Annotated in this window: 1 protein-coding gene; it reads left to right on the plus strand. The window is 45.0% G+C overall.

All coding sequences use genetic code 11. The features are described 5' to 3' along the window. A partial coding sequence (locus FC89_RS12700; protein WP_162258274.1) for a bacterial Ig-like domain-containing protein occupies positions 1 to 738 on the plus strand: 738 nt, incomplete at both ends.

The following is a 738-nucleotide window of genomic DNA, read 5'->3' on the forward strand; positions in this document are numbered from 1 at the left end:
CACGGTAACAGTGGTCGCATCTAAGGCAGCGATAGACGCGAAAGATAGTACGATCGTAGCTGGCCCAACCACGAAGTGGAATGCTGAAAATAACTTTACTTCGGCGACAGATGAGAATGGGAATCCGCTAAAAATTTCAGATTTAGAAGTAACCGGCAGCGTAGATCCAACTAAACCAGGAAAATACGAAATAACGTACAGCTATACGGATGGAGCCGGTAATCAAATTAGTAAGACAATTACGGTGACGGTGGTCGCATCTAAGGCGGCGATAGATGCGAAAGATAGTACGATCGTAGCCGGTCCAACCACGAAGTGGAACGCAGGAAACAACTTTACTTCGGCAACGGATGAGAATGGAAATCCTTTACAAATTTCAGATCTGACAGTTAGTGGAACAGTAGATCCAACCAAGGCAGGAAAATATGAAATAACGTACAGTTATACAGACGGAGCTGGTAATCAGATCAGTAAGACGATTACCGTGACAGTGATCGCATCTAAGGCAACGATAGACGCGAAAGATAGTACGATCATAGCTGGCCCGACCACGAAGTGGAACGCGGAAAACAATTTTACTTCGGCAACAGACGAGGATGGGAATCCTTTACAGATTTCGGAACTGACAGTTAGCGGGACAGTAGATCCAACTAAACCGGGGAACTATGAAATAACATACAGTTATACAGATGGAGCTGGTAATCAGATCAGTAAGACGATCACAGTAACAGTGGTCGC

This window comes from Liquorilactobacillus ghanensis DSM 18630 (assembly GCF_001435235.1).
Lineage (GTDB): Bacteria > Bacillota > Bacilli > Lactobacillales > Lactobacillaceae > Liquorilactobacillus > Liquorilactobacillus ghanensis.